The following is a 17,732-nucleotide window of genomic DNA, read 5'->3' as shown; positions in this document are numbered from 1 at the left end:
AAGCAGTGAAGATCGAAAGCAAACAAAAACTGATTGAAATCATTAAACTAGCTCGCGGTTCAATGAGTCAGCGAGCATTTGGTAAGCTTTTGGGGGTATCTGCCACTGCTGTTCAGATGTGGGAAAAAGGTGTGAAGGTTCCAGATACAGAAAATTTGGCTCGAATCGCATCGAAAGCAGGCTACACAATGGAAGAGTTAATCAGCTGCATAGATGGCAAGCCAATTCCAGAAACCTCAGATTTGAGTCTGATTCTTAGACAAATCCAGCACATGCCTTTGGCTCAAGTGGCTCAAATCGTCCAAGCTGCGGCAGATAGATTGGCGGCTGTCGCTGAAGCATCCGGGGATGAGGCGAAGGCTAGTTGAATATTAAAATAATTCGTAATTCGTAATTCGTAATTCGTAATTAAGTTTTTTTAACTAGCTCGTGGTTCCTTGCTGTCAAGATTCAACTCTATGGACAAACCTTTTTTGTATGACCAAGACTTCTATGGCTGGACACAGCAGCAGGCTAAAGCGTTAGAGCAGAGGCTAGTTATGGAACTAGACTGGCAACACCTGCAAGAGGAAATTCAAGCTTTGGGGAGACAGGAATATCGGGAACTCGTAAGTCGTCTGAGTGTATTACTTGGTCATCTCTTGAAGTGGGAGTATCAACCCGAACAACGCTCTCGCAGTTGGTTTTTAACAATTCGAGAACAGCGTCGCGCCATCCATAGACATTTGCGACAGAACCCTAGCTTAAAGTCTCGAATCGAAGAAGCCTTGTTAGATGGCTTTGAAGCAGGAGTCGATTTGGCGCTACGAGAAACTAACTTACCATTACGAACTTTTCCAGAGCATTGCCCGTATTTATTTGATGATGCGATCGCAGACAATTTTCTGTGCGATACTCGTCAAGACTGGGAAGGATAATTACTACCATTTTTCTGGATTATAAATTTTTAGTTTAATACAGAATCGACTATTGAGCCTTGTCAGTTCGCCACACATAATCGCTCAAAGCTGCTGAAATTAGTTATGCTCAGAAAAATTGATAAGAATATTTGGATCGCCGAGCAACCGTTAAGGTATTTTGGATTGAGTGTCGGTACAAGAATGACGGTAATTCGTTTCAATAATGGTGAATTAGCTGTTATCTCTCCGATCCAAGTTGATGACGAAACTACTGAGCAGCTCAATCAGCTTGGAAATGTTAAATATATTATTGCCCCAAATCTTTTTCACTATCTGTTCTTATCTAACTTTAAGGCTCTCTATCCTCAAGCAAAGGTCTATGCTGTATCGGCATTAAAGGCTAAAAGACCTGAGATATCTATTGATCAAGCATTAGAGGATAGTGGCGAAAATCTTTTAGGCGAACTTGAATGTTTATTATTTGAAGGGTTCAAAACCTTTCTTCCAAGTGGAGCATTACCTTTAAATGAGTACATTTTTTTTCATGCTGAAAGTCAAACTTTGGTTTTGACAGACACAGCTTTTTACTTTGATGAAAGTTTCCCAATGACAACAAAATTAGTATCCAAAATAATGGGAGGGTACAAGAAACTTAGACCATCATTGTTAGAACAGTTGGCTACTCAAGAAAAGGAGAAGGTTAAACAATCAGTTCAAAAGGTACTGCGATGGGACTTTAGAAGGGTTATTGTGGCTCATGGCAGCATTGTAGAGCATGATGCGAAGAAGCAGTTTAAAGAAGGGTACGAGTGGTTTTTAGGGGAATCTCTTTAAAACCACGCACCACCGCAGCTTTGAGGGAGATAGTTTCAGCACAAGGTAGCCTCACATAGATTTGGCATTAGACCAAATAGAACTACTGGCAGTTAAGGAATAAATGGTTTTAAAATGGTGCAATCTTAAATATATTTAGGGGTGCAGCTATGTCGCTACGCAATGAGCCTTTAGATTGGCAACTTGAAACGAATAATCCTTATATACCAGTTTATCATCAAGGGAATTTGGTGGGATTTTTTAAACCAGAATATGCCAGTGAAATTATTAAATCTTTAAATGAAGAAGAAGTTTTAAAGAAAGCGCTGAAAATGGCTTGTACTGATTTAATTAAAAAAATCGGTGGCGATACCAGAAAAGTCAATTATTTAATGGAAAAATATGTAAAAACTAGTGAGCGTCCCAAGCATGGAGCTAGAGCGATCGCAGTTTTACTTCAGGATAGGCAAAAAGAGCTTGATTTGAGTAATCAGGAGTTTGCCAAATTCTGTGACACCTTTAAATTATCCCCTACTGAACTGAATAATATTTATGCTGGAGAAGCATTTGATGATAGTTTGTTAGCGCCCCTTTCACGTATATTAGGGATGGCAAAAGAGCAATTGCTGAAAGTGCGAGATGGTTCGGAAGAATCAAGTAACACATGAACGGCAAATCAAAATTTTCAAGTAATATAAAATTGTGAAAACAGATATCATCTTTTATCGGCTGTTTCAAGAATTCCCTGATATCTTTTTTGAACTTATTGGTAATCCTCCAGGAGAAGCTAATCTTTATCAATTTTCATCAGTTGAAATCAAACAAACAGCCTTCAGAATCGATGGTGTGTTTCTGCCTACACAAGGAAGCGAGAACCCGATTTACTTTGTTGAAGTGCAATTTCAAGCTGATGGGGAAATTTATTCACGGCTAATTGCAGAAATATGTTTATACCTCCGTCAGAATCAACCATCAAATGACTGGGGTGCTGTGGTTTTATACCCCAACAGGAATGTAGATACAGGCAATATCAAACATTACCGTGAGTTTTTCACAAGTGGGCGCGTCAGACGCATTTATTTGGATGAATTAGGTGAAGGTGCATCGCTTCCAATTGGCATTGCAACTGCTAAATTAGTAATTGCAACCGACGATATCGAAATTGTCCAAGCAAGAGAGTTGATAGACAGAACTAAGTCCGAGATAAACTCACCACCAAAACAGCAGCAATTATTACAATTTATCGAGACTATTTTGGCTTATAAGTTTCCCACAATGAGTAGGGAGGAGATGGAGGAAATGTTTGGATTAAGCGAGTTAAAGCAAACCAGATTTTATCAGGAAGCCTTTCAGGAGGGTGTTGAACAAGGTAAGGTTCAAGGCATCGAACAAGGTAAGGTTCAAGGCATTGAGCAAGGTAAACTCAGAGCAGTACCAGCAATGTTGGCAGCCGGGTTGACTGTAGAACAAGTAGCACAGGCGCTAGATTTGAGTATCGAACAAGTCAGACAAGCCGCGCAGTAGGATTCTTCTGATCAAGCCAAATTTAGTTTGCGGCTTCCAAACTTGATCGCGACGAATTTATAGTTAATTTTTGTTAATATTAGAGGCGGTGTTAGTACTTCGTCCTCAACCACCCACTCCCTACCTGAGAGAAACTTAATGCTGCGACTAGAACATATAAGTAAAATTTATCCCACAGGCGAAGTTCTCAAAGATATCAACTGGGAAGTTAAACCAGGCGATCGCATTGGCTTAGTCGGTGTCAATGGTGCTGGAAAATCCACCCAACTAAAAATCATCTCTGGGGAAATGGAACCCACCGCCGGCGAAATTATTCGTCCTAATAGCTTACATATAGCCTACCTTAACCAAGAGTTTGAAGTAGACCCCACTCGCACCGTTAGAGAAGAATTTTGGACTGTCTTCAAAGAAGCCAACGAAGTACAGTTATCTCTGGCGCACATCCCACAAGAGATGGAAACGGCTAACCCAGAAGAACTGGATCGACTGATCGACAAGTTGGATCGCTTGCAGCGCAAATTTGAAGCCTTGGATGGCTACAACTTAGATGCACGCATCGGGAAAATCTTACCAGAGATGGGGTTTGGGCTAGAAGATGGCGATCGCCTTGTCAGTGCCTTCAGTGGTGGTTGGCAGATGCGGATGAGTTTGGGTAAAATCCTGCTGCAAAAACCTGACTTGTTGCTGCTGGATGAACCGACTAACCACCTGGATTTAGAAACCATTGAGTGGTTAGAAAATTACCTCAGAGGGCTGGTTACGCCGATGGTAATAGTCTCCCATGACCGGGAGTTCCTTGACCGCCTCTGCACCCAAATTGTGGAAACTGAACGTGGTGTTTCTAGTACCTACCTTGGTAACTACACAGCATATTTGGAACAAAAAGCCGAAAGTCAATCAGCACAACTGAGTGCTTACGAACGCCAACAGAAAGAATTAGAGAAACAGCAAACCTTTGTTGATAGATTCCGCGCCAGTGCTACCCGCAGTACCCAGGCAAAAAGCCGGGAAAAGCAACTCGACAAAATCGAGCGCATTGAAGCACCCGTTGCAGGGGTAAGAACTCTACACTTCCGTTTTCCACCTGCACCCCGCAGTGGACGCGAAGTAGTGGACATTAAAGATTTAACTCATCTTTATGGTGATAAAATCTTGTTTTTGGCAGCAAATCTTCTCATTGAAAGAGGCGATCGCATTGCTTTTCTTGGCCCCAACGGTGCTGGAAAATCTACCCTTCTGCGCGTAATTATGGGTATGGAACCACCCACAGAAGGTAGCGTTCAATTAGGGGATCATAATGTTATTCCTGGTTACTTTGAGCAAAACCAAGCTGAAGCTTTAGATTTGAAGAAAACTGTCATGGAAACTATCCATGATGAAGTTCCAGACTGGGATAATCAAGAAGTCCGCACACTTTTGGGACGCTTCTTATTTACTGGTGATACTGTATTTAAGGCCGTTGGGGCATTAAGTGGAGGAGAAAAAGCTCGTTTGGCGTTGGCAAAAATGCTCCTACGTCCCGCGAACTTACTAATTTTAGATGAGCCGACAAACCACCTAGATATTCCAGCGAAAGAAATGCTGGAAGAAGCGCTCAAAAATTATGACGGTACGGCAATTGTAGTTTCCCACGATCGCTACTTTATTTCTCAAGTAGCTAACAAAATCGTCGAAATTCGTGATGGTGAATTCCGTGTTTACTTAGGAGACTATCATTACTATCTCCAGAAAATTGCCGAAGAAAAAGAACAAGCAAAATTAGCTGCGATCGCTGCCGAAAAAGCTGCTAAAAAAGCTGCAAAAGCTTCTACCAAAAAGAAATAAGAGATTGAATACGGACTTAGTAGTAGTGCTAAAATGCTACTACTAAGTAATCACTTATTATTAGCGCTCAACAAAATTACAGAAAAATCGCTAAAGTTTAAAAAATATTTCAAAAAACGTGTAAGTCTTTCATAAAAGAAATTAATAAGCAAAAATTCACTTGCGACGTGGATTAGCAATGGTATCATTCGGGTATTACAAAAAGTAAAGGGCAATTTTACTATGACCAAAGCACCTGTTGCTCCTGTGGTGCTAGTCATTTTAGACGGATGGGGCTACTGCGAGGAAAAGCGAGGAAACGCTATTGTTGCTGCTAAAACTCCCATTGTGGACAGTTTATGGGCAGCTTACCCGCATACCCTCATCCGCACATCAGGAAAAGCCGTAGGGTTGCCAGAGGGTCAAATGGGCAACTCGGAAGTTGGTCATTTGAACATTGGTGCTGGGCGAGTGGTACCGCAAGAACTTGTACGCATCTCCGATGCAGTCGAAGACGGTTCTATTGCCTTAAACCCAGCACTTGTCAAAATTTGCCAGGAAGTTCGTTCTCGGAATAGCAAGCTACATCTAGTCGGGCTTTGTTCTGAGGGAGGGGTACATTCGCATATCACCCATCTATTCGGACTACTTGACTTAGCCAAAAACCAGCAAATTCCAGAAGTTTGTATCCACGCCATCACCGATGGTCGTGACACCGCCCCAACAGAAGGGGTAAAAGCAATCACACTGCTGCAAGATTATTTAGACCGTACAGGAATTGGACGCATAGTCACCCTCAGCGGTCGCTACTACGCGATGGATCGCGATCACCGCTGGGATAGGGTCAAACGCGCCTACGACGTGATGACCCAAGATGGTACAGGTGATAATCGCACGGCTGTGGAAATCTTGCAAGCATCTTACGCCGAAGGGGTAAAAGATGAATTTATCAACCCCATCCGAATTGCACCCGGCGCAATAGAACCAGGGGATGGGGTGATATTTTTCAACTTCCGCCCCGATCGCTCCAGACAACTGACTCAAGCTTTGGTCAGTCCCACATTTAACGGTTTTGAAAGACAGCAAATCACACCACTGTCTTTTGTCACCTTTACACAGTATGATTCAGACTTACCCGTGGCTGTAGCCTTTGAGCCTCAGAATCTCAGTAACATTCTGGGAGAAGTCATAGCTAATCATGGTCTGAATCAGTTCCGCACCGCCGAAACAGAAAAATATGCCCACGTCACCTATTTCTTTAATGGGGGACTGGAGGAACCTTTTGCTGGAGAAGATCGGGAACTGGTAAGCAGCCCAATGGTCGCTACTTACGATCACGCCCCAGCGATGTCAGCAGCAGCAGTTACAGATGTTGCGATCGCTGCGATTCAAAAGGGTACGTATTCTCTAGTTGTAATTAACTATGCCAATCCAGACATGGTAGGGCATACTGGTCAAATCGAAGCTACTATTACAGCAATTGAAACAGTTGATCGCTGTTTGGGACGCTTGTTAGAGAGCGTTATCAAAGCCGGTGGGACAACAATTATTACTGCCGATCATGGCAACGCTGAGTATATGCTAGATGATGGGGGTAATCCCTGGACAGCCCACACCACTAACCCAGTCCCCTTTATATTGGTAGAAGGCGAGAAAGTCAAAATCCCTGGATATGGTACAAATGTCGAACTGCGAAGCGATGGTAAGCTATCCGATATTGCCCCCACAATTCTAGAGATTTTACAGCTGCCTCAACCACCAGAGATGACAGGGCGATCGCTGCTGAAAACAGCAGATTATGAACTGCAACGCACTCGCACCCCTGTGCAAGTAGGGCTGTAAAAGAGTTCTGAGTCCCTGAGTTAGGAGTTTTTAGTGAACTCCTAACTTTTGAATTCTGAATTCTGAATTCTGAATTCTGTTTTTTGAAAAATTGTTATAAATGAGATTCCTACCATGACAGCTACTAATATCGTGCAAGGCATTTGGGCATTTTCCGCCACTGGTTTGATTATCTTAGTTTTACTACATAGCCCCAAAGGTGATGGTATTGGAGCCATTGGTGGACAAGCCCAGCTATTTAGCAGTACCAAAAGTGCAGAAAACACCTTAAATCGAATTACTTGGGCATTGACAGTAATTTTCCTCGGTTTAACAGTGGTTTTAAGTGCTGGTTGGCTGCCTAAATAAGGATAGGTCAATGGGGAAAAAAACCCAACACCAAATACTTAACATCCTAATAAATTTAATCTCACAACGGTTAATTACAGCTCTTGCCTTATTTGTTGGCACAGGGCTGTTTATCGTTTGTATTAATCTTCATTCGAGTTATGGGTTTACAATAATATCAAAAGATGTATATTCAGACTCAGTAATCTCTCTTTCCACCTCACCCATCCCAAAACCCCATCCCTTACCGCCCACACTCGCACAGTGGCAAGATAGCACTAATAGTGGTGACTACTTTTCACAAGTCACAACAACCCAAGTTGGTTATTTAGTCTGGTCACAATTTCCCATTCGAGTTTACGTAGAACCACCAAAATCCGTTAACGAAAAACAAGCTCAAGTATGGGTGAACGGTGTCTTGCAGGGTGTAAAAGAATGGAGCAATTATTTGCCTTTAACAATAGTAGAACAGCCAGAAAGTGCTGATATTAACATTGTGCAAAAAGCGCCACCTCTACAAATTTCCCCTGATAGTAATAAACCCCGTGCGCGATCAGCACAAACTACTTACGAGTTATACACCAGCAACAAAGTTTTATCCCACCGCTTCACTATTTTGCTAAGTCCCAGTCAAACAGGTGAGTATCTGATTGCAGCTACCCGCCATGAATTCGGTCATGCCTTGGGAATTTGGGGTCATAGTCCGCTACAAACTGATGCTTTATACTTTTCTCAAGTTCGTAACCCGTTGCCTATTTCTTCCAGAGATATAAATACTCTAAAACGGGTTTATGAACAGCCAACTAGTTTGGGCTGGTCTTTAGTGAATAATTCAAAGATTAATTGATCAATCTGACTTGCGTGGTAAGAGAATTCTGAGTGAGGTATCTATATTCATAAGTCACATATTCTATGACTCGAATATTAGTCAATGCTGCCTCAATACTGTTCAGTTTAGGGCTACTGGCAAAAATTTTGGGTTTTTGAGACGCGATAAATCGCCGTCTCTACAAATGTTTTGGTCTTATCTGAACTGTATTGAATGTTGCGTAACGTTCTTGCCCGATCGCATTGATTACCATCTCATAATTTACAGCGCGATCGCACTTCTTCCCTTTCCCTAAGCTCTACGACTTAGCGGTAGTGGTCGCTGTGCTAAAACTTCTTTATAAAGTTCTTCCAGCAGAGTAATATTTTTACTGAGGGTATAGCGGTCTAATACACGCTGTCTGGCTTTTTGCCCAAGTAAAGTTGTTAACTCTGGATGGTCTTGCAATACTGGCAAGAGGGTTTTTAACTGCGATCGCGCGGTTTTAGTACTAATAACTATACCTGCGCCCTTTTCTAATACTTCTCCATCTGCACCCACATCTGTTGCTAAACAAGCCAACCCACATGACATTCCCTCTAACAGAGATAGAGACAAACCCTCTACCAATGAAGGTAGAACAAATACATCTGCGCCCCGCAAAATTTCGATCCGTCGGTCTTCATCAGCAACAAATCCCAACCAGATAATGCCGTATTCTGAACCATAAAACGGCTCTAAGGAAGACTTCAAAGGGCCATCGCCAACAATTAGCAACTTCGTACCAGGCCCCATTGCCGACTGCTTCCAAGCGCGGAGTAGAGCTTCGACATTTTTCTCTGGCGCTATTCGACCTTGGTAAACAAACAAGCGATCGGCTTTAAATTCTTCTTTGATTTGAGAAAATCCTGGAGAATACTTAACGGTATCAACACCATTGGGAATTACAGCAATATTTTCTTCCCTTACGCCCATCCCTGCCAATAATTCTCGCTGAATTTGGGAAAATACAATCACGCGATCGTAGTTAACTAAAAAAGGTGCGTAAAGCTGATAAGCCAAAAGCTGTGTTCCCGATACCAGCTTTGCTCCTTTACCAGCAAATGGTGTGTGAAAAGTTGCAACTAGGGGCAACCTCAGTTCCTCACAGATTTCCGGTAGAAAAAAGTCTAGAGGAGATAATGTTAAGGAAGCGTGGACTACATCTGGCTTGATTTCCCGCAGCGAATCAGTTAAAACTTTGGTTGCTTTAAAAGTAGGAATTGTATAAACCTGAGACTTGTAAATGAATGGGAGCGAAACCTCTCGAAGATTTGGCCAATTCTCAGGTTCAGACTCTTCCTGTGCGAAGTGAAGAAAGCTAACTTGATGTCCCCTATCTAGCAAAGCATTTGTAATTTCTCGACTGTAGGTTACATTGCCGCAAAAGGGTGATTTTTTTCCAATCCAGGCTATACGCATTCTTTATTTGGCTGTAAGAAAAGCGGGTTTGAGCTATTAATTGTGTGCCCTTTGTGATTTTTATTTTATCTAGCTATACTTGCTGGCTTTTATTTATTAAAAATTGCCACCACGTCGTAGTTTAAAAAGCATATTTGAAAGCTGATTAAATTCGTGGATTGATGGCTTTATTTATTTTACGTATAAGTTGTTAATTTCTGATACTTAAACAACTTACTCTGACTAATGCCAGATTGATATCCCACAAGTATATGATAAATTTTCACTGACCACAGTTTAGCATGAACACAAAAGCTTTAAGGAAATTAGTAATTACTTCAAGGTAATGAATAATAACTCCTCTTAGCTGATAACTACTTACGTGAGTTATACCAGGTTAATATACCTCCTGAAAAGACGATCGCAGCTAATCCCAAAAAAACTACCTGTAATCCCAAAAAGGTTTCTGCGACACCAGCTAAAGCTAAAGGTAAGGAGAGGGCAATATTAATTACATTGTTTTGCAAGCCAAATACTTTACCACGCATTTCTGGTGGTGTTTCTGTTTGGATTGCGGTTTGCATGGGAATTCCTACTAGGGCTCCAAAGATACCTAATAACGCCACCAGTAACAGGACTAGCCACAGTTGGGTTGTAAAGATTGATAGACCAATCAGAGATGCTGCCATACCCATACAACCACAAAGACTTAGTTGGGTATAGGAAAAGCGTTGACCAAATTGACCGAGAATTGTTGCTCCCGCAGCAATGCCAACACCACCGGCTGCGAGTAAAAAGCCGAACTGGGAGGCTTTCATGTTGGGAATTATTTCTGCCATCCGAACGGCTAGAACAGTTAATGCTGCAAAGACAGAAAACAAGATAATCAGCTGAAGCAAAGCATTGCGGACGCGATGATTGGCTTTGAGGTAGGCAAAACCATCCCGTAAGTCAGAGAATACGTGAGGGAATTCTGTATCAGGGTGGTGGTGTTTTTCCTTAGTTGCTAGGAGGAATAAAATTAGTCCAGCGATCGCATAACTACCACCAACTAATAGTTCTTTGCCCAAACTACCGCTACCACCAATTTGCGACCAAAGTCTATCTGCGATCGCTAACAAGGGTTCCCCAACAGCAAACCCAACAATCACCGATGCCATCATCGTTGTCGTATAAAGCGAATTAGCTGAGAGTAAATGCTGTTCTTCTACCACTAAGGGAATTGCCGCCTGTTCTGCCGGTGCAAAAAATTGTGTCAGTGTGGAAACTAGAAAAGTTACACCCAGGATGATCAAAAAACCTACTGGCATAACTCCTATGGGTTTCCAGCCATGAGTCAACCACAGCAGGAAGGGAATTGACAAAACCAGGATGCCGCGCCAAATATTCGTTGCCACCAGCACAGCCTTTTTTGACCAGCGATCAACAAACACGCCAGCAACGGAACCAAATAATACGGCTGGAATCGTAAAAGCCATCATCAAGACTGATACCCAACCACTAATACTCTGATTACTAGCCTGAAACTGAGTATTAATCAAAGCAATCATCAGCACCAAATAAACTTTATCTGCTAATTGGGAGAAAACTTGACCGCCCCAAAGAGCCAGGAAATTAGGGTTTTTTAATACAGGCAAAAACCCCTGCTGTGTTACATTCCCGGAAACAGCTTCTCCACCTGAACCAGATCCATCTAATTTGGGTGATTCTGTTTCTGGGGTAGTAGCTACTGGCAAACTCTGCCCGTTGCTATTTGCCTCATCAGTAGTTAATTTGTCCGCAGATTGTATTTCTGGAACATCAGTTTTTGGGATCTGGGCTGTCCAACTTTGATCGTTTTTAGAAACGTCTTTTGGGGACATTTCTTGGCTATTGATTTGACTAGGTGTACACTTCGAAACGGCACTCAAGTGATTCTTGACGTTAGGATCTGATATCCTATTCTGTTTTTTAACGAGGCTTGGTGACAAAGGCAGGATTTTTTTATCCAAATCAGATGGTTGCATCATGGTTGGCAGCAAAATAAGAATCGATCAAGGTAGCAGAGCGAATAGGGCGACCTAATTGATACTGAGCATACTGGCGCAAAATCTGCTCAACAGATAACCAGTTATGGTCTCTAGCACCATCAATTTGCATTATCTCTGGTTGTGACAGATGTTGAAGCAAAGCCAGTTCCATAGCACCCAGACGACTAGAAATCAAAGGTATTTCTTGCCGATGCACAACAACTGTTTGGGCATGGGGCATGGGTAATGGGGTATGGGGAATGGGGTATTGGTTATTAATCTCCCCCTCTCCCTGTGTTCGTAAACGTTTCCAAGTTTCTAAGCAAATCGTTCCACCCGTAGGAACGCTAAATCCTATCTGCCAGTTGGGGTCTGTAAAGTCTGGCTTGAGGGAGCGCCCAGATAAGCAGCATACTTGCACTTGCGGTGTTACTCCTGCTAAGGCTAAAAGGTGAAACACCCCATGAGCCAGATGAGCCAAAACACCAGATGCATTTGTACTAGACAATGCTTCTAATCGATGGAGATGTTCATTGAACAACTCATAAAGTTCTTCTTGGGGTTGTTCGCTCAAAGCTTGAGAGAGGACTATTTCTGCTAAATATTGGCTAGCAGCCAATTTTCCCAAATCTTTAGCTAAACCAGGATAAGTTTTTAACGTCTGTGCTTGAGTAATTTTATCAAGCGATCGCCCTTTGGCGATCAATAGTTCATTCACAACAAACATACCACTCCTGCCGCCCAAGCTGGAGTTGTGCTTACGTGCCCCTGGAGCCACTGCTCGAATCAGACCGAATTCTGGTGTCAAAATGGTCACTATTTTATCTGATTCTCCCAGCACCTGAGTTTTAAGATTAATTCCGGTTGCTTTGTAGGTTCTACTCATTAGTCATTAGTCATTAGCCAATCAATTTTGGATTTTGGATTTTAGATTAACGCCATACCTAAAAGTAGGGACTTACAAAAGGAATGCAAGGATTTTAGATTTTTCCATAGTTGAAACTAGCTGCTCTGAAACCAGGTTTAAATTTTGAATCCTTCAATCCTTCAATCCAAAATCTAAAATTGGTCATTGGGTTAGGACAAAGGGCATAGATAGCCCGCAGTTTTTCGCAGGTTAGGAAGATAAACAAATGACTATTCACCCTTCCCCAGATTATCGCGCTGGCGGATCAAATCGATACCGCGAGATGTGCCTAATCTAGTAGCACCCGCTACGATTAAGTCTAGAGCTTGATTAATAGTGCGGATACCACCCGCAGCTTTAATTCCCACCCTTTCTTTTGCCAATTCCTGCAAAAATCGCACATCTGCCACTGTTGCACCGCCATTCCAACCTGTACTAGTTTTTAAGAAAGCCGCCCCCGCCTCCATAGCTATTTCAGCAGCTATTTTTTTCTCCGCATCTGTCAACAGATTGGTTTCCAAAATTACCTTGACAGTTTGCCCAGTCTCTTCACAAATTTCGGCAATTTCCCGGTGGACTTCTTCAGTTTTACCAGCTTTCAACCAGCCCAAGTTCATGACCACATCCAATTCAGTGGCTCCATTATCCGCCGCTTCTTGAGCCTCATAGAGTTTCACTGCTGAAGTTGTCGCACCAGAGGGAAAGCCAATCACAGTACACACTTTGGGATTCTTGCCGTGGAGGAGTTCGACAGCTTGTTTGACATAGGTGGGGTACAAGCAAACTGCCGCAAAATTGAATCTATATGCTTCTTCACACCACTGCTGAACCTGCTCTGGAGTAGCCGTTGGCGTTAACAGGGCGTGATCGATAAATGGCGCAATATCAATATCTGGATAGTCTGCTGCCATCGTGTCTTCTGCCAGTAATTGATTATTAAACTTTATAAAAAATTAAAACATTTCTTATATATATATTAAACCATATTTATTACGAGTTTATCCTGAAAACAAGCTACTAACTTATTTTGGATGTTACTTCTGTAGATGTTGCGGAATTAGTATAAGTGTTTAAGTTGACATTAGGCTTAGTAAGGTTAGAAATATTAACAGCATTTTTTACACCAATTCCTAAGAAGTTAGTAATAGTTTTAGCTAACGTATTGGATGCCAAATAGGGTACGCCATTACCAATAGTCTTAAACATATTAGTGAGTGACATATTCTCTGGAAGTACAAAATTTGCAGGTAAAGATTGGATAGCTAAAGCTTCTGCTACAGATATTCGCCGGATTTTATAGGGATGCAAATGTACTTCATTATTTCCATAGCAAGCTGTCGGGGAGTAACGCCATCTGTGAAGACGTTTGAAAGACTTTTTAGAATCATCTCCTTCATCAATAGCAGCAAATTTGGTGATGCCTGCCCTTGGTTTAAAACAGTTTTCAGTATTAGGATGCTTCAAAACATTATTTTTTCTAAACCAGTATTCAACTGTTAATTCTTGAGGGATGTCTTCAGGACAAAGCATGATGGAATTTTCTTGGAATGGATCGCACTTCTGCCAAGGGTAAGCAAAAACCTCTTTCTTAGGATATAAAATATGATTTTCCCAAGGAAAATCCTTCTCGTTAAGTAGCTTTTCACTACCGACTTTTATTCCTATATCTTTGATAAAATTATTTCGGAAACCAATGAGAATAATTCTTTCTCTATCCTGGGGTACACCATATTCGATAGCATTAATTAACCGCTCTGTTAAGATGTAGCCTGCTTCTAGTAGTTGTTGCTTGAGTGATTCAAAAAATAAACGGTGCTTTGTTGTTCTCCACAACCCCTTAACGTTCTCAAATAAAAAGAAATCTGGAAGATTGCGGCAAATTAATTCAACATAAGAAGCGGAAAGCTTGCCATTATCTCCTAATCGTCCTCTATTTTTCCCGCCAATAGAAAAATCAGGACAGGGAGGCCCACCAATGAAGCCCACAATATTATTAGATTTGCGGCAGTCTTGTACTAACTCGCGGAGGTGTTGTGCTTGTAAACCTTCGTGAAGTTGGCTTACATCTCCTCTTTCTCCGTGATGATACCCGTATTCTGGCAATGGCAGATTGAGAATCTGCCGTGAATAGCGGTATGCTGCCATGAATGGTGAAAACATTTCATTGACGTAAACAATATTAAAACCGCTAGTTTCAAAACCTAAATCTAGGAATCCCGAACCAGCAAAGAAGGAGAAAATACTAGGGCGATCGCTCATTCAATAACTAAATATTGTGAAACAGTCTTAATTAATATCAGAATACTTAGGGTTTATACTTACGTACCAATCAAAAGTTAAAAATTTGAAGGCTGCTTAAATAGTAAAAAAATTCATACTTCCTCTAAGTATTTAATATCTAAGTTTACTCAATCTTTAAGGAAAATCCCTGACAGAAAAAGAGTCTGAAGTCACAATTAAATATAAGAGTTTTCAAGCTCTAAAGAATGTTGAAGACAAATATTTGTCATTCAACAAAAAACCGGGGTACTTCAGACTAACTTTTATGCGAATTTTAATTTACTCTTACAACTACTATCCAGAGCCAATTGGTATTGCCCCACTGATGACTGAATTAGCAGAGGGACTAGTGAAGCGTGGGCATCAAGTACGCGTAGTCACCGCTATGCCCAACTACCCTGAGCGTCAAATTTACCAGGAATATCGGGGCAAGTGGTATCTCAATGAATACAAAAATGGCGTTCAGATCCAACGCAGTTACGTTTGGATTCGTCCCCAACCCAACCTATTAGATCGGGTGTTACTAGATGCTAGTTTCGTTGTCACTAGTTTTGTACCTGCCCTCTTTGGTTGGCGGCCAGACGTGATTCTCTCAACATCGCCATCTTTGCCAAGCTGTGTGCCAGTTGCTCTTTTAGGATGGTTACGTGCTTGTCCTGTGATCTTAAATTTACAAGATATATTACCAGAAGCAGCTGTTCACGTTGGTCTACTGAAAAATAAATGGCTTATAAAGTTATTCACAGTGTTGGAAAAATTTGCTTACCACACTGCTAGTAAGATTAGCGTCATTGCCGATGGTTTTGTGGACAATTTGCGATCTAAGGGCGTAAAAGCTGACAAAATTGTGCAAATTCCTAACTGGGTTGATGTAAATTTCATCCGCCCTTTGCCTCAAGAAAATAACCCGTTCCGCGAAGCACATAACCTGAATGGCAAATTTGTAGTACTTTATTCTGGTAACATTGCCCTAACCCAAGGCTTAGAAAGCGTTGTCAAAGCCGCTTCTGTGTTGCGCCATATCCCAGATATTGTTTTTGTGATCGTTGGAGAAGCAAAAGGTTTACAGCGATTGCAACAGGAATGTCTAGACTGCGGTGCAGATAACGTTTTGCTGCTACCATTTCAACCCCGCAAATCTTTGCCACAAATGTTGGCAGCTGCCGATGTTGGTTTAGTAGTGCAAAAGAAAAATGTTGTATCCTTCAATATGCCATCAAAAATTCAAGTGCTACTTGCCAGTGGAGCGGCCTTAGTTGCCTCTGTACCTGAGAATGGTACAGCAGCAAGAGCCATCAGGCAAAGTGGCGGCGGAGTTATCGTTCCTCCAGAAGATTCCCAAGCTTTAGCGATGGAAATTTTAGATTTGTACCAAAACCCCGAAAAAGTCAAAACTCTGGGTTATAAAAGTCGCAAATATGCCGTTGAAAACTATGCTTTTGAACAAGCTTTAAATCAGTATGAGTCATTGTGTTACTCATTGATCGCAGAGCGTGGAACAATTCAGTCTAACAGAGTTACAAAACAAGAAGTTTAATCTACAGCAATGGGGTTAGATTGCACAAAGTGCTAAATTCAAAACCCCTAAGATTTTGCTCCTGTTGGGCATAATTTTCGTAACCTGTTTATGGTGGGCTGTACTTAGAAGCTAAACGTCGTCCGAACCGTACCAACATAAGTATTGTGATTACTATCATTATGTTCTGGACTTGTAATCACAAATAGTCCCGGAGTTATTGCCAGATTATCTGTGACTAGAAAATGGTAAAAGGCTTCGAGATGTAAAGACGTATCCTTATCTTTGAAGTCATCACCGAAACTATTGTGGGTCACTTTGGGAGGTTGACCCACCGCAAATCCTGCAAAGCTACCTTTTCGTCCGATATCTTTGAGAGCTAGTAGCACTGCCCATGTAAAGATGGACGCATTGGGATCTGCTGGTAAATCTTCTGCTTTTGCATGAATAAAACCAACTCGGCCACCGAGGGTAATAACTGGGCTAAGTTGCCAAGCAGCTTCTGCGCCAAATGAATTAGCAACGATCGCATCTGCCTCATCATTAAATGGATCGCTGGTTAATTCGCTTCCAGTTCCCGTCTTCAAATTGTTATGAGAGTGAATATAGGTAAGGCTGAGTTCTGTTGTTTTAGTGGGTTCGAGGGTTAGTTGAGCGATCGCTCCGTAAGGGCTAGCAAAAATACCTTTCTCTGAATTAGCTGCATTGCTGCTGAGATATCCTAATGACAAATTCAAAGCTTTATTCAAATTATGAGAAATACCGATACCTGTGCCACTACCTTGTCGGCGAATGGGATTTTCTCGTCCAAATGTAGAAATCGATCCGTCTCCACTACCGCTAAAAAGAGGATTGACGCTAGGAACAAAGTCGCCTAATCCTCCTCCCAACGCATACAAAGTCATGCGGGTTCGTTTACCTAGTGGAAATCTGTACTCTAGCTCATCTACTTCCACCTCATTTTCATTGTCACCATCAAATCCTAAATTTGCCATTTGAGTTCCAGTCACATCTTCTAATGCTGGTGTATTCCTTGCTTGTAAACGTACTTCCAATTTATCTTTTCCAGTAAAACTGCTTACGAAGCTCAGACGGACGCGATCGCTCAATACTAAATTTTCATTTATTGGTTTACTGCTATTGGCTCTTTTTTCACCAGCGAATCCAGTCACAGCAAAGATCGCTTCCGCCTCAAGCTCAACATGGGGTGAAAACTGTTGCTTTTCTAATGCAGCAACGTTGGTTTCTAATAAATTAACTCGTTTCTTAAGGGTTTTTAATTCTGCCGACAATTCAGAAACAGATGTGACTTTACTTAATGCATGATTATCAGCACTAGATTCACCGAAGTTATTAAGTTTATCGGGAATGGGTATTGCAATAGCTGGAGTTATGCTACTCAAAGTGCATGAGATAATTAAACTAATTAAGCGAAATTGTCGCCAATAAGTTGAAGCTAACAATGCTCTCTCCTGAAAATTAGCAATTAGAATATAAGAATTTGAAAATCAAAACGAACCGCAGAGGCGCAGAGAAAACAGAGATAATAAGGAGAGATTTTTAT

Annotated in this window: 16 protein-coding genes; 10 read left to right on the top strand and 6 right to left on the bottom strand. The window is 41.7% G+C overall.

Translation table 11 applies throughout. The features are described from left to right. Window positions 1-5: 5 nt before the first annotated feature. The 9 genes from ACFFRD_RS30845 (at window position 6) to ACFFRD_RS30805 (ending at window position 8,055) form a co-directional block, all read left to right on the top strand. A complete protein-coding gene (locus tag ACFFRD_RS30845; protein WP_012410694.1) occupies window positions 6-368 on the top strand; it encodes a helix-turn-helix domain-containing protein in 363 nt (120 codons plus the stop codon). A 90-nt stretch (window positions 369-458) separates the two neighbouring features. After that, window positions 459-917 (top strand): DUF29 domain-containing protein, encoded by a 459-nt coding sequence (locus tag ACFFRD_RS30840; RefSeq protein WP_099101141.1) that lies wholly within the window; start codon window positions 459-461, stop codon window positions 915-917. Window positions 918-1,022: 105 nt separating this feature from the next. Then, window positions 1,023-1,733, top strand: coding sequence for a DUF4336 domain-containing protein (locus ACFFRD_RS30835; protein ID WP_392479570.1), 711 nt, complete (start codon window positions 1,023-1,025; stop codon window positions 1,731-1,733). A 149-nt stretch (window positions 1,734-1,882) separates the two neighbouring features. Beyond that, window positions 1,883-2,380 carry a hypothetical protein gene (locus ACFFRD_RS30830; RefSeq protein WP_392479568.1) on the top strand — a complete coding sequence of 166 codons (498 nt, stop codon included), beginning with the start codon at window positions 1,883-1,885 and terminating at the stop codon, window positions 2,378-2,380. Between the two features lie 34 nt (window positions 2,381-2,414). Then, entirely contained in the window at window positions 2,415-3,236 is an 822-nt protein-coding gene (locus tag ACFFRD_RS30825) for an Rpn family recombination-promoting nuclease/putative transposase (protein ID WP_392479567.1), read from the top strand. Between the two features lie 138 nt (window positions 3,237-3,374). Beyond that, window positions 3,375-5,060: an ABC-F family ATP-binding cassette domain-containing protein gene (locus tag ACFFRD_RS30820; RefSeq protein WP_392479565.1), complete on the top strand. Its 1,686-nt coding sequence runs from the start codon at window positions 3,375-3,377 to the stop codon at window positions 5,058-5,060. Between the two features lie 222 nt (window positions 5,061-5,282). Next, a complete protein-coding gene (gene gpmI, locus ACFFRD_RS30815; protein ID WP_392479564.1) occupies window positions 5,283-6,881 on the top strand; it encodes a 2,3-bisphosphoglycerate-independent phosphoglycerate mutase in 1,599 nt (532 codons plus the stop codon). Window positions 6,882-6,995: 114 nt separating this feature from the next. Beyond that, window positions 6,996-7,229 (top strand): preprotein translocase subunit SecG, encoded by a 234-nt coding sequence (gene secG / locus ACFFRD_RS30810; RefSeq protein ID WP_012410686.1) that lies wholly within the window; start codon window positions 6,996-6,998, stop codon window positions 7,227-7,229. 10 nt (window positions 7,230-7,239) lie between these two features. After that, window positions 7,240-8,055 (top strand): peptidase, encoded by an 816-nt coding sequence (locus ACFFRD_RS30805; RefSeq protein WP_392479562.1) that lies wholly within the window; start codon window positions 7,240-7,242, stop codon window positions 8,053-8,055. A 273-nt stretch (window positions 8,056-8,328) separates the two neighbouring features. Here ACFFRD_RS30805 and ACFFRD_RS30800 read toward each other — a convergent pair whose 3' ends face one another. From ACFFRD_RS30800 to ACFFRD_RS30780, 5 genes are all read right to left on the bottom strand, one after another. Beyond that, window positions 8,329-9,477: a glycosyltransferase family 4 protein gene (locus ACFFRD_RS30800; protein WP_392479561.1), complete on the bottom strand. Its 1,149-nt coding sequence runs from the start codon at window positions 9,475-9,477 to the stop codon at window positions 8,329-8,331. A gap of 353 nt (window positions 9,478-9,830) precedes the next feature. Next, window positions 9,831-11,462 carry an MFS transporter gene (locus tag ACFFRD_RS30795; RefSeq protein WP_392483206.1) on the bottom strand — a complete coding sequence of 544 codons (1,632 nt, stop codon included), beginning with the start codon at window positions 11,460-11,462 and terminating at the stop codon, window positions 9,831-9,833. Next, a complete protein-coding gene (gene recO, locus ACFFRD_RS30790; protein WP_392479559.1) occupies window positions 11,449-12,351 on the bottom strand; it encodes a DNA repair protein RecO in 903 nt (300 codons plus the stop codon). Before recO ends, ACFFRD_RS30795 begins: the two co-directional genes overlap by 14 nt. Before the next feature lie 251 nt (window positions 12,352-12,602). Next, window positions 12,603-13,283, bottom strand: a complete 681-nt coding sequence (deoC, locus tag ACFFRD_RS30785) for a deoxyribose-phosphate aldolase (protein ID WP_114085010.1) — start codon at window positions 13,281-13,283, stop codon at window positions 12,603-12,605. A 106-nt stretch (window positions 13,284-13,389) separates the two neighbouring features. Then, window positions 13,390-14,631, bottom strand: a complete 1,242-nt coding sequence (locus tag ACFFRD_RS30780) for a DNA cytosine methyltransferase (RefSeq protein WP_392479558.1) — start codon at window positions 14,629-14,631, stop codon at window positions 13,390-13,392. A 286-nt stretch (window positions 14,632-14,917) separates the two neighbouring features. Here ACFFRD_RS30780 and ACFFRD_RS30775 point away from each other — a divergent pair, with 286 nt between their 5' ends. Continuing rightward, the gene (locus ACFFRD_RS30775) at window positions 14,918-16,189 is read left to right on the top strand and encodes a glycosyltransferase family 4 protein (protein WP_392479556.1); all 1,272 of its coding nucleotides are present in this window, start codon (window positions 14,918-14,920) and stop codon (window positions 16,187-16,189) included. A 104-nt stretch (window positions 16,190-16,293) separates the two neighbouring features. On the opposite strand, the gene ACFFRD_RS30770 is transcribed toward ACFFRD_RS30775, so the two are convergent. Continuing rightward, complete coding sequence (locus ACFFRD_RS30770) at window positions 16,294-17,631, bottom strand: iron uptake porin (protein WP_392479554.1); 1,338 nt, start codon at window positions 17,629-17,631, stop codon at window positions 16,294-16,296. Window positions 17,632-17,732 lie beyond the last annotated feature (101 nt).

The organism is Nostoc sp. C110 (genome assembly GCF_043099725.1).
GTDB lineage: Bacteria > Cyanobacteriota > Cyanobacteriia > Cyanobacteriales > Nostocaceae > Nostoc > Nostoc muscorum_A.
This window is presented reverse-complemented; position numbering and strand designations above follow the sequence as displayed.

Bases quoted from the DNA above. Each gene is read 5' to 3' on its own strand.
- ACFFRD_RS30840 (WP_099101141.1), top strand. From the start codon at position 459: ATGGACAAACCTTTTTTGTATGACCAAGACTTCTATGGCTGGACACAG.
- ACFFRD_RS30835 (WP_392479570.1), top strand. From the start codon at position 1,023: ATGCTCAGAAAAATTGATAAGAATATTTGGATCGCCGAGCAACCGTTA.
- ACFFRD_RS30830 (WP_392479568.1), top strand. From the start codon at position 1,883: ATGTCGCTACGCAATGAGCCTTTAGATTGGCAACTTGAAACGAATAAT.
- ACFFRD_RS30820 (WP_392479565.1), top strand. From the start codon at position 3,375: ATGCTGCGACTAGAACATATAAGTAAAATTTATCCCACAGGCGAAGTT.
- gpmI (WP_392479564.1), top strand. From the start codon at position 5,283: ATGACCAAAGCACCTGTTGCTCCTGTGGTGCTAGTCATTTTAGACGGA.
- secG (WP_012410686.1), top strand. From the start codon at position 6,996: ATGACAGCTACTAATATCGTGCAAGGCATTTGGGCATTTTCCGCCACT.
- ACFFRD_RS30805 (WP_392479562.1), top strand. From the start codon at position 7,240: ATGGGGAAAAAAACCCAACACCAAATACTTAACATCCTAATAAATTTA.
- ACFFRD_RS30800 (WP_392479561.1), bottom strand. From the start codon at position 9,477: ATGCGTATAGCCTGGATTGGAAAAAAATCACCCTTTTGCGGCAATGTA.
- ACFFRD_RS30795 (WP_392483206.1), bottom strand. From the start codon at position 11,462: ATGCAACCATCTGATTTGGATAAAAAAATCCTGCCTTTGTCACCAAGC.
- recO (WP_392479559.1), bottom strand. From the start codon at position 12,351: ATGAGTAGAACCTACAAAGCAACCGGAATTAATCTTAAAACTCAGGTG.
- deoC (WP_114085010.1), bottom strand. From the start codon at position 13,283: ATGGCAGCAGACTATCCAGATATTGATATTGCGCCATTTATCGATCAC.
- ACFFRD_RS30780 (WP_392479558.1), bottom strand. From the start codon at position 14,631: ATGAGCGATCGCCCTAGTATTTTCTCCTTCTTTGCTGGTTCGGGATTC.
- ACFFRD_RS30775 (WP_392479556.1), top strand. From the start codon at position 14,918: ATGCGAATTTTAATTTACTCTTACAACTACTATCCAGAGCCAATTGGT.